At 38.7% G+C, this 12,094-nt stretch carries 7 protein-coding genes and 1 tRNA gene; 2 read left to right on the top strand and 6 right to left on the bottom strand.

Features of this window, described 5'->3' with window-relative positions; translation table 11 throughout:
• Positions 1-3: 3 nt before the first annotated feature.
• The 4 genes from CPRO_RS02440 to CPRO_RS02425 all read right to left on the bottom strand — a co-directional run bounded on the left by CPRO_RS02440 (position 4) and on the right by CPRO_RS02425 (position 6,477).
• The gene (locus tag CPRO_RS02440; protein ID WP_066047519.1) at positions 4-909 is read right to left on the bottom strand and encodes an ABC transporter permease; all 906 of its coding nucleotides are present in this window, start codon (positions 907-909) and stop codon (positions 4-6) included.
• Positions 906-1,832: an ABC transporter ATP-binding protein gene (locus CPRO_RS02435; RefSeq protein WP_066047516.1), complete on the bottom strand. Its 927-nt coding sequence runs from the start codon at positions 1,830-1,832 to the stop codon at positions 906-908. Before CPRO_RS02435 ends, CPRO_RS02440 begins: the two co-directional genes overlap by 4 nt.
• A complete protein-coding gene (locus CPRO_RS02430; RefSeq protein ID WP_143148993.1) occupies positions 1,819-4,341 on the bottom strand; it encodes a hypothetical protein in 2,523 nt (840 codons plus the stop codon). The genes CPRO_RS02435 and CPRO_RS02430 overlap by 14 nt, the downstream gene beginning before the upstream one ends.
• A 282-nt stretch (positions 4,342-4,623) precedes the next feature.
• Complete coding sequence (locus CPRO_RS02425) at positions 4,624-6,477, bottom strand: ATP-dependent helicase (RefSeq protein ID WP_066047510.1); 1,854 nt, start codon at positions 6,475-6,477, stop codon at positions 4,624-4,626.
• 170 nt (positions 6,478-6,647) lie between these two features.
• On the opposite strand from CPRO_RS02425, the gene CPRO_RS02420 reads away from it, so the two are divergent.
• Complete coding sequence (locus CPRO_RS02420) at positions 6,648-7,871, top strand: glycosyltransferase family 4 protein (protein ID WP_066047507.1); 1,224 nt, start codon at positions 6,648-6,650, stop codon at positions 7,869-7,871.
• Between the two features lie 241 nt (positions 7,872-8,112).
• Positions 8,113-8,186 (top strand) — tRNA-Arg (locus CPRO_RS02415).
• 116 nt (positions 8,187-8,302) lie between these two features.
• Here CPRO_RS02415 and CPRO_RS02410 read toward each other — a convergent pair.
• Positions 8,303-9,682: an alanine/glycine:cation symporter family protein gene (locus tag CPRO_RS02410; protein WP_066047504.1), complete on the bottom strand. Its 1,380-nt coding sequence runs from the start codon at positions 9,680-9,682 to the stop codon at positions 8,303-8,305.
• A gap of 694 nt (positions 9,683-10,376) precedes the next feature.
• Positions 10,377-11,756, bottom strand: a complete 1,380-nt coding sequence (locus CPRO_RS02405; RefSeq protein ID WP_066047501.1) for an alanine/glycine:cation symporter family protein — start codon at positions 11,754-11,756, stop codon at positions 10,377-10,379.
• Positions 11,757-12,094: the final 338 nt, after the last annotated feature.

The following is a 12,094-nucleotide window of genomic DNA, read 5'->3' as shown; positions in this document are numbered from 1 at the left end:
CGCTTATTCCTCGCTTTTTTTCTTTTTCGTCTTAGTTACTTTATCTCTTTGCTTATGCTCTCGCACAGGATTAATTAAACCTGCCGCCAATACTACAAAAATGGACCCAATGACAACCTGAAATGCCATATGCAGTACCCAAAGGTTTCCTGATGCCCATAAAACAAAGCTTCTTTTTGTGCCATTTATATTATTAAAAAATACATTATCTACAATACTGGTACCAATCTGATGATCAATCAAAGAAAAGAATCCAACCCCTGGATTTGGAATTAATTTTATAAGGGTGGCTGTACTTGAAAGTTGGCCATAACCCCTTGTTGCCATCGGCAATAATACCATAAGCAATGTCCCAAAACATAAAACGCCAGTCACAATATACACCAGCATAATGGAAACCACCGTTCTTTTGTAAATGCACGAAAAGAATACAGAGATTCCACCAAGCATATACGCTGTGGTCAAAGTAAAACCAATCATCATCAAAAGGGAACTAATACCCAAACTTCCAAAATAAAATACAATGGAGAAAACAGGCAGTGTACTAACAATCAAAAGCAGTACAAACGCCATAGAGGATAAAAGCTTTCCAGTTACGATAGAAAAAGGTGAAAGCTTAGTCACCAAGAGCAAATCCAAAGTCTGTCGCTCTCTTTCCCCGCTGATACTGCCCGCAGTCAAGGCAGGAACCGATAACACAATCAATGCCATCTGTATCGCTGCTAAGGTTACGTACAAATAAACAATATTTTGAGGATCAAAGGAGAAACGATACGATTGAAACACGCTGGCGTAAAAGAAAACGCCTGCCCCCAATGTCATCATAAGCAAATAAAACGTCAATACAGCGTAGTTTTTCCATCCACGTAAGGAGGTAATTGCCTCTCTTCTTAATACAGGGTTCATCATATGCTTTCACCTCCTGTTACCTGCATAAACACTTCTTCCAGATTTCCTTCCTTCTCCTTGAAGGAAAGCAGTGGAATATCCGCCAATATCAATTGCTTTAAAACGTCGGAAAGTTCTTCATTGGTGCCTGTAAAATCCAGCTCCACATCTTTCGTGTTTTCCACAATAGATCGAATCATGGGCTGTTCCTTCAAAATTTGAATCATCCTTTCCATTTCTCTGAGAGGTTCAATGTGAATGATTCTCTTTTGACTCAATTTCTGCATGATTTCCTGAACAGAACCTTGCGCCGCCAGCTTTCCATGATTAATAATACATACCTCTGTACACATTTCTGCCAGTTCAGGCAAAATATGAGAGCTGATGATAATGGTCTTTCCCATCTCCTGCAACTGCTTTAAAACCTCTTTCATCTCTACCCTGGCTCTTGGGTCAAGGCCTGACGCAGGTTCATCTAAAATTAAAAGTTCAGGGTCATGGACAAGGCTTCTTGCCAAGCAAAGCCTTTGCTTCATTCCCCTTGAAAGGGAATCAACATAACTATCTTTTTTATGGGATAAGTCTACAATTTCCAAAAGATTATCAATAATTGGCGCTCTATCCTTATACGCAATGCCATAAGCTCCCGCATAAAAATCCATATACTCTGTTACCTTTAGATTATCATATACTCCAAAAAAGTCAGGCATATAACCGATTTTTTCCCGCAAAGCTCTGGGGTTTTTTGTTACGTCAACACCATCTATAATCACATTGCCAGAGGTAGCATTCAATAACCCCGACATAATACGCATGGTGGTAGTCTTCCCCGCACCATTTGGTCCTACAAATCCGCAGATTGCACCTTTTCCCACTGATAATGTCAGGCGGTCCACCGCGGTAAATTTACCATAATTTTTGACTAGATCCTTAATTTCCAGCAAACAGACCACCTCCTTGCATCCATAATTTAGGCAAAACCGTTTCTTTTTCTTTTAAGCAATGCATCATTATTTCCACCATATTGCTATCATCAATATAATTTTCAACAGCAAGTTTCTCTCCCAAATTAACTTCATCCCATTCCTTGGTCTTTCGGTTAAATATAGTCAGCACTTCAGGAAGCGACACATAATCTCTGGCAGTTCCCTGAAGCTCCATCTGATTGACCTTAACCCCTTCCGGCAAAGCATAGGTAATATAAAAATCTGATTCCTCATAAGGATATAGCGTGGAACCAAATTCATCATAATTTTCGTTGAATTTTGCGTTTGAATCAATGGTTCCCTTCAAGCCAATTTCAAACTGTTCCTGTTTGGATAACTCCAGCGGAAAATCTTGTTTATACATAGTCAAACTATCTTCCAGCACCTGCTTTCCATTCAACTTTTTCTCCCCACTCAAAATAGACTTTTGACTATAACCGTAAAAAGTAACTGGGATTAAAGACGTGTTTTGTTGATAATTATAGTAACGCTCACGCAAATCGTGCTCCATGTACCACATGTAGGCTTCTTTCCTCGTTATTTCACCGTTTGTCACTTGTTTTCTGATGGCTTCATCGTTGAATCCCCCATAAAGATTTTCATTCTCTTTTTCCAGATCAGCTTTTTTGAGGTCAACCTTTAGCGTATCTCCGGCCTTCAAAGACTCAAATGCATGAAAATTACCATCCAACATCAAGACTACCCGATAGAAATCAATATTGGTATGATTGATAATTTCACCTACATATTTTCCATCCTTCATCTTAACGGTGCTCTCAACATTACCACCCAAGTCCACACTGCTTTGTGTGCCAAAATACTGAGTACCCCAGCTTTCACTGTCTGAAAAGGTTACCTCTGTTGTATTTCCGCATAAAATGCGATATGCACATTTCTCATTATTGCTTAAGGATTCTCTGTAATAATTTTCATCCATATTGATGCTTATTGGTATTTTTTCATCAGAGCTAAAGGTTACACTCCCTTTGCTTGCATATTTGATTGCCATACCTGTATCTGCCTTTGCAATATGAGAACCTTTCTGCATTTCAACAACCGAAACCGTATGAATCATACCACTTTTGTAGGTACTACTTTGTGCCAAAAGGAATACCAATCCCATAAACACAAGAGAAAAAGCAGGAACAAAAATCCAACCTTTCTCTCTCCTATCCCTTTTCTTTAGAATGAAATAAAGAATTGGTCCTACTATTACAATGTAAACTCCAATTGCACCAAAGATGAATAAGATAGAGTTCATTTCAAAAGGAGGAAAATCAGTAGCAATGTAGCGCAAGCTGTCATAATAACCCTCATCATATAAATTTACAGCGAAAGCCTCAGACGCCACTTGACGTAGAGCCACAGTCAGCATTTCCAATGTTGTATCCTGTCCTGCCATAGGGGCTTGGGATAAAGAAAAATGACTGAGAATCACATGACCTTTACCTGCTTCTAAAACCGAAAGATACTTTATCCCATCACTTCCCCATAAATCAGCTAAGCCTTCTCCGCTTAGTTGCGCCAGAGGAATTTCTCCTGTTACTCCCATTACCTCAGCGGCTGTGGTGGTTCCCTTCACCTGAATGTTTGCTAAAAAATCCAAGCCTTTCAGTGTTTTTTGTGCCGCCGCACCTGTACCTACCACTATAGTTCCGCCACCCAGAACCCACTGATGAAGAGCTTGTCTCTGCTCCTGGGTGAGTGCAGAAAAATCAAAATCATCCACAACGAAAACAGAAAAGCTATTTAATATTTCAATGTTACTGGGAAAAGTACTTTCATTTAAATACACAGGATAGTCATATTTTTTATTCAATTCTGTTTGATAATTTTCTTGGGTAGCTTGATTATCCTCAATAATCTGAGCAAGATGTAAATTGCTCAGATACTTTAAATCCTGAGTACTCTCACTTAGCACGCCAATCACAATTGTTTTGGGGTCCTTAGCCGTTAAAAATAAATAATCCTGATAAACCTTATTTCCTTTTTCATCGACCAAAGATATTTCTAAGTATTTGTGTATACTCCCCATGGTTGCCGCCATATCAATTGCCTTGGAAGCACCTTGTTCCAAATCGAGCTTTTGATAATAGATGGCATATTCCTTATCTCTATTTACAGTTCTTGTATAAGCCTTAATTTGCACCTCTCCATGAAAAGCATTACCATGATTGGTAATCACACCCCGCACAGGCATTGTCTTTTTTACAATATAATTACCATCAAAGCCGGCTTGAAGCTCAACATCGAATTGTTCCTTTCCGAAGGTTTTTAATGACCCGATGGTATCATCCACCGCACTTTCGTCTCCATTGCTTACAATTGCTGCTTTCGCGTTTGTAGTTACTGGTGCGGCAAAAATTGTAAACGGTGCAATCAAACTTAAAACCATTATGCATGCCATAAGCATTGCAATCATTGCCAATATCTTTTTCTTCATTTCTTGCTTCTTTTGATATTTCATAATCCCCTCCGCAATATTAATAATAAAACCGTTCATTGTTATGGTATTACCTATGTGACTGATAGAATTTTTTGTCATTTTCCAGAATGGAATCCAATCTAGTCTCCAGTACAATGAAAACTTTTTAAGTCTTTCAGGAAAAACAACTTTTTATAAAACAAAGCTGTCCTCCCTATTTTGACGTTGAAGAGCCTTAAAAACAAGGTGCTTTGATGCTTTTTTAACTAGATTCTATTATAGCAATCAAAAAGATGTAATGTTTTAACATTTCCTTACGATTTTTTAAGGTTTCTTTATATATAGCCCATCCACATCTAAACCCATCTCCTTCAAAAATCTGGAAGGCTTTGTTTCCTTACCGTAGCGATTTCTGGTGGCAGATAAGCATAGCTTTTCCTTGGTTCTGGTCAAAGCCACATAAAACAAACGTCGTTCTTCCTCCAGACCTTCCATTGCACGCTCATGGGGCACTACCCCTTCTGTCAGCGAAGGTAAAAAAACTGCATAAAACTCTAAGCCCTTTGCACCATGCATGGTGGATAAGGTAACCCCTTTATTTATGACGTTTTTCTCTCGAACTTGTTCCTGCATTTGGCGGCTCATTTCCTCCAGATTTCCACGAAATTCTCTTACGTCCATTGTTTTTTTCGCAATTTCCGTTATTTCATCGGCAATTTCTAGAAATGCCCTTCCGCTGGATTTGCGAAATGCTGCATATTCCTCCAAATATTCATCATAACCGATTACCCGCCGTATATAGTTTATCCCATTATAAGGATTTCTTTTTCCTATCTGTATCAAATCCCGCTGTAGATTCTCAAGGCTCTCTTCCTGCCACTTTTTTAAAGAAGGGCAGACAAAAAAACTTCTGAGCAAGGTATATGGCATCTTTTCCGCATCTTCTAACATTTCTTTACTTATGTAACGTTTTGGCTTATTTATAATGCGCCGCAGAGCACTGTCTGCATCTGCGCTCTCCCCAAGGGTTAGATACGCAAGGATGTCCTTGGCAATCCAATGGTCATAAATGTTCCCCCCGCCCTCTCGCATCACATAAGGAATCCCCCGGCGATACAGCGCCCTGGCAAAGGCACCTCCTTGCAGATTGGTACGATAGATAACAGCAATTTCATTCAGGGCAATACCGTCTTCCAGTAAACTGCCTATTTTCTCCGCAACTTTTTCTGCTTCCGCCGTAGTATCCTCCGCCAGAAAAAAGGAGACCTTTTCCCCTTTTCCATTGGCTCCCTTCAATTCCTTGCCAAAGCGTCGTTCATTCACGTCAATTACTTTTCCTGCCAGAGAGAGAATGCGTTCGCTAGAACGATAGTTTATATCTAAAACTACATTTTGACTCTCAGGATATTGCCTTTCAAATTCCAGAAGAAAATCAGGGCGAGAGCCCCGAAAACCATATATGCTTTGGTCATCATCACCCACCACAAACAGATTATTTCTTGGTGCCGCCAATAAACGCAAGCATTCATATTGCACCCTATTTATATCCTGAAATTCATCCACCATAATATATGGAAACTTTTCTTGCCAAAAAGCTAAGGTCTTTTGATCTTCCATAAGAAGCTCATAGCATTGAATCAGCATATCATCAAAATCAAGCTTTCCATGGCGCTCTTTATAACTCTCATATGCCCGATGCAATTGCCGAAACATGTCCCGTTCCATACCTTCTGGAATAAACTCCATAGGCGTAAGCAGTTCATTGCCCATAAAAGAGGCCTGCATTATAAATTGGGAAATAAACTCCTCAGGGTCGTTTAAGCTCCAATTTTTTTCTGATAGAATTCCTTGCAAAACTTTGGATTTTTCCTCCTCCCCTATGATTTTTTCGGAGGTATATCCATAGGTACGCCGTAAAATACGAAAAAAGAGACTATGGAATGTAGCAAATAAAATTCTGTCACTTCCTCGTTCTCCAAACCTTTCCTTCATTTCCGTTGCGGCTGCCTTTGTAAAAGTCACAACAAGAATTCCTTTATTTTTATTTTCCGACAAAAACCGCCGCAATCTGCATAGGATTACCGTAGTCTTTCCACTGCCCGGCCCAGCCAGAACCAACATGGGTCCTTCCCCATGATTCACTGCAATTCTTTGATTTTCGTTTAGCAATTTACTCATATTTTACGCTCCATTCTATACTTATTACAGTATATCATAAAACAGCAAACGGAGCAGTTTAATAAATTCTTTACAATTTCATAAATATTTCTTAGTTGTAAAAAAATTAGAAGTGTATTAAACTTTCAACAAGGACATGATTTATTATTATGGAGTTAAGGAGCATTTTTATGAATATAGGTATATTTTCAGACACGTATTATCCTCAACTAAACGGTGTCGCCACATCCATTCGCACATTGGCTCACGGACTGGAGAAAAAGGGACATAATGTTTACATTTTCACCCCATGGGATCCACGTACACCGGAAATAGATGAACCAAATGTATATAGAATTCCCAGCATGCCATTCTTATTTTTGAAGAATTTCCGTGCCGGCTTGCTATGCCCACCTCATCTTTCCAAAAAAATTCATTCTATGAATTTGGACATTATTCATACCCAAACAGAATTCTCTTTAGGTTTTTTGGGCAAATACATTTCGACTACGCAGGGAATTCCCTTGGTGCACACGTATCACACAATGTATGAAGACTATGTGCACTACATTGCGGGTGGTCATATCATCACCCAGGAGATGGCTAGAGAGTATAGCAAATTTTTCTGTAATGCAACTACAGATGTGATTGCACCAACAAAAAAAACTGAGGATCTTCTTATCAGTTATGGGGTTACTACCCCAATCTCAATTATACCAACAGGAATTGATACTGCCCATTTTCGTAAAGAGAATTATTCCCCAGAAGAAATTCTTGCCCTGCGCCATTCTGTGGGACTTGAGGCAGATACTCCCGTTGTTCTCTCAATCGGTCGTGTAGCAAAGGAAAAAAGCATCGACGTGGTATTAGGTGCCATGCCAGAACTTTTGGAGAAATTGCCTGATGCGAAGATGGTAATTGTAGGTGAAGGGCCAGAGAAAGAAAATCTGGAGCTTTTGGCGAAAAATTTAGGCATCGGGGATCATCTTATTTTTACCGGAGGAAAACCATGGACTGAAATCGGCAAATACTATCAACTGGGGAATGTTTTTTGCAGTGCATCTGTAACAGAAACACAAGGCCTGACCTTTGCCGAAGCAATGGCGGCAGGTGTACCTGTTGTTGCTAAAGACGACCCTTGTATTCAAAACATTATCAGCCACAACAAAACAGGCTTATTATTTGAAGATGCAGAAGCTTTACCTGACTTACTTTATCAGTTGCTTACCGATGAAGCTTTGCACAACAATCTCTCAAAAGCAGGCATGGAAACGATGAAAAACCTTTCTGCCGAAAACTTTTGCACCTGTGTTGAGAGCCTTTATGAAAAAATACTGCAAAGCGGAAATAAACCGGAAAAGGTATCTCCCCCTGCAATTCCTTTGGTTATCGGTGCAAGGGCTGCAAAAAAATAACTAAGTTACCACGAAAGCTGGTGGAAAATAGATTCTCCTATACAAAACAGCTTGCAAAAATTTTACCTTATATCAATAAACATAAATAATGCCATTATCAACGGACAGCTTATACATTCAGTCGGAGTAAACTCCGACTGAATGTTTTATCATACAACGCCAATTATTTTACAAATATACAAAATATCTCTTGACAAATTTGTCCGAATCAATTATCATATGTAATGTTCCAAAAAGATATGTGAGTGTAGCTCAGCTGGATAGAGCGTCTGACTACGGATCAGAAGGCCGCGTGTTCGAATCATGTCACTCACACTTTAAAACCACGATTTTTAAATCGTGGTTTTTTTTGTGCATTATTCAAAGTTTTTTGCAAACAAAAAGACGGCATCAAATGCCGTCCTTTTGTCGTGGGGTTTTATTGCACAAAGTTATTTGTTAACTGTAGGAATTTCATCTGTAGACCAACCGTCCATATTGTCATCCCAAAGATATTTCTTTGTTTCAGAAACAATAACGCCGCTTAATCCAAGTAAAGCAACTAAGTTAGGGAATGCCATCATCGCATTCAATGTATCCGCAATGTTCCAAACAAGATCAAGAGCTGTTACACAGCCGATGAATACAACGATTACCCATGCAACGCGGAAAGGTTTGATTGCCTTGGTACCAACCAGATAAACCCAAGATCTTTCGCCATAGTAGCTCCAGCCCAAAATGGTAGACCAAGCAAATGTAATCAAACCAACTGTAAGTACGATAGGTCCAACTGTAGGGATTGTATCAAAAGCTGCTGTTGTCAGCATACCACCGTTTAAGCCTGCCATTGCATCCGGATTCTTCAAAATAGAAGTTACCAAAACCAGACCTGTTAATGCGCAAACAACGATTGTATCCCAGAAAACGCCCGAGCTGGAAATCAAAGCCTGACGTACAGGGTTTCTTGTCATTGCAGCAGCATCAGCAATAGGTGCAGAACCCAAACCGGATTCGTTTGTAAATAAACCACGGGCAATACCAAAACGAATTGCCATCATTACTGTTGCACCCACAAATCCGCCACCTGCTGCCGTTGGTGTAAAGGCACTAACTACGATTGTCTTAAACGCAGCACCTATGTAAGGTGCATTAATGATAAGAATGATAATACAACCTAAGATATAAAAACCAGCCATAAAAGGAACCAGCTTTTCACAAGTCTTTGCGATGGAATTAATACCGCCCAAAATAACTAAGGCTGTTGCAATCGTTAAAACAATGCCTGTAATCCATGTGGGAATATGAAAGTTTGCTTCAACCATTGTTGCAATTGAGTTAGCCTGAGTCATATTACCAATACCGAAGCAAGCAATGCCTGCAAATATAGCAAATAATACGCCTAACCATTTTTGTCCCAGACCTCTTTCAAGTGCATACATAGGTCCGCCCACCATAGATCCGGTTTTGTCTTTTACTCTGTATTTGATTGCCAACAGAGCCTCGCCGTATTTTGTAGCAATACCGAAAAGACCAGTCAACCAGCACCACAAAATTGCACCGGGGCCGCCTAAAGCTACGGCAGTTGCAACACCAACAATATTACCGGTACCAATTGTTGCTGCCAAAGCAGTTGCCAAAGCGCCAAAGCCGGATACATCACCCTCAGCCTCATTGTCAGGTGTTACAGAAAGTTTGATTGCTAAGCCAATGTGTCTCTGTACAAATTTTGTTCTAATTGTCAAAAACACATGTGTGCCGAACAACAGAAACAGCATAACAGGGCCCCAAACGAAGCCATTGATGGTGGATACAAAATTATTTATTGCTTCCATGTTATTCCCCCCTAAATTAATTAAGAATGAGTGCGTTCGCCAGAGTCTCTAATTCTAAATGCCTTTGTTACTGTTCACCCCACATTAACTTTGTTAATAGATTATCATTGTCAGCCTCTTTGTTGACAGACCAGAGCCTCTTGCTTGTATCCTATTTTACCGATTTTTCTGCAAATTTCAAGCTATTTTTGTGACTTCAAAACACGTTTTATATTTTTTTTATTATAAAACTATGCATTCATTCTTATTATAATAACAATTTTTTAAAAATATTTGTGTAATATATATTAAAAATACATAGTAAAATTTGAGATTTTTCAAAAAGATTGTAACAAACTTAAATTTTAACTAATATAAATCCATATTTTAAGTCAATTTGCATACAAGACCATTCCTCAATAAGCAGCATTTTGCTTCAATTAGCTTCATTTTCCATAAAAATACGACAACGGCGTCTTTTTTTTAACAAGTTCTTAACATCATTTTTATACTTTGGCTTTTTTCTTGCTTGTAATTTAAGAAAAAAAAGCCATTCAAATTCATCTGCAATTATTCTTTACCCTCTCTCTTTTTTCCACTATTTTGCCTAAATATATATACAGTCCCCTCATTTCTTAAACCGGTTCTTCGTAATTATAAATCGCTACACAAAAAAAACGGCACTACTGCACCGTTTTTAAAAATGAGTCTTCTTTTATCTATCAAGTGATGGAATTTCATCTGCCGACCAGTCATCTAAATTCTCACTCCATAAATACTTCTTTGTTTCTGATACAATGACCCCACTCAAGCCTAATAAAGCAATTAAGTTCGGAAATGCCATCATGGCATTTAACGTATCTGCAATATTCCAGACCAACTTTAAGGACATAACGCAACCAACAAATGATACAATAACCCAAGCAATACGAAAAGGCTTAATGCACTTTGTCCCTACCAAATAAACCCATGCTCTCTCACCGTAATAACTCCAGCCTAAAATAGTAGACCATGCAAATGTAACCAAGCCGATGGTTAATACAATTGGACCAATTACAGGGATATGATTAAACGCAGCTGATGTTAAAGCCCCTCCATCCAAATTTGCCATTCCTTCTGGTGATTTTAATATAGAACTAACCAGCACCAGACCTGTCAAGGCACAAACAATAATTGTATCCCAAAATACAGCTGACATTGCAATTAATGCCTGGCGAACAGGATTTTTTGTCATCGCTGCTGCTGCCGCAATGGGTGCGGAACCTAAGCCTGATTCATTGGTAAATAAACCACGTGCAATACCAAAACGAATTGCCATCATAACCGTAGCACCGGCAAATCCGCCGCCTGCAGCCGTTGGCGTAAACGCACTACTTACAATTAACTTAAATGCTGCTCCAAGATAAGGTGCATTAATCACTAATATCACTACACATCCTAATATGTATAATCCTGCCATTAGCGGAACCAGCTTTTCGCAACACTTAGCAATTGACTTTACGCCTCCTAAAATAACTAAAGCCGTAGCAACAGTCAAAACAATACCCGTAATCCATTGCGGAACATGAAAATTGTTTAGTACCATCGTTGAAATGGAGTTTGCCTGTGTCATATTACCAATGCCAAAACACGCAACACCAGCAAATATAGCAAATATAACGCCTAGCCATTTCTGGCCAAGTCCTCTCTCAAGGGCATACATAGGGCCTCCAACCATGGCTCCTGTTTTATCCTTCACTCTGTATTTAATTGCCAGCAACGCCTCTCCATACTTTGTTGCAATGCCAAACAAACCTGTTAGCCAACACCACATGATGGCACCTGGGCCACCTAATGCAACTGCTGTTGCAACACCCACAATATTACCAGTACCAATTGTCGCTGCCAATGCGGTTGTTAATGCACCAAACCCCGATACATCTCCTTCGGCCTCAGTATCAGGTGTGACAGAAAGTTTAATTGCCTTGAATGTGTACCGTTGTATAAATTTTGTACGAACTGTTAAAAAAATGTGTGTACCAAATAGCAAAACAAGCATGACTGGTCCCCAGACAAAACCATTTACTGCATCTACAAAACTGTTAATTGCCTCCATAATTTTTATTTCCTCCCTAAAATTATATAATGTATATATTAGTTCATTTAGGTCTGATTTATAAAATTACATCTATAATATTTAAAAAACAAACTATTATTTATGCAATAAAAAGTATTTTATTAAGAACTTCAGACCTTGTATTCATTGTACATAACTTTTATGAAAATACAAGTGTTTATTATGGGAGGACATTTTTTGTACAAATTTCAGGACAATTTTTTGAAAATATCCACGAATTATTTGTCATGACTTCTTAATTTTTTCAAAATTAATATAACATCTATTATTTTTTTGCATTTAACATATGAAATTTGTCGTAAAAATTTTATAAATTA

It is taken from the genome of Anaerotignum propionicum DSM 1682 (assembly GCF_001561955.1).
Taxonomy (GTDB): Bacteria; Bacillota; Clostridia; order Lachnospirales; family Anaerotignaceae; genus Chakrabartyella; species Chakrabartyella propionicum.
The sequence above is the reverse complement of the archived record's forward strand: the minus strand, read 5'-3'. Positions and strand labels throughout refer to the sequence as shown.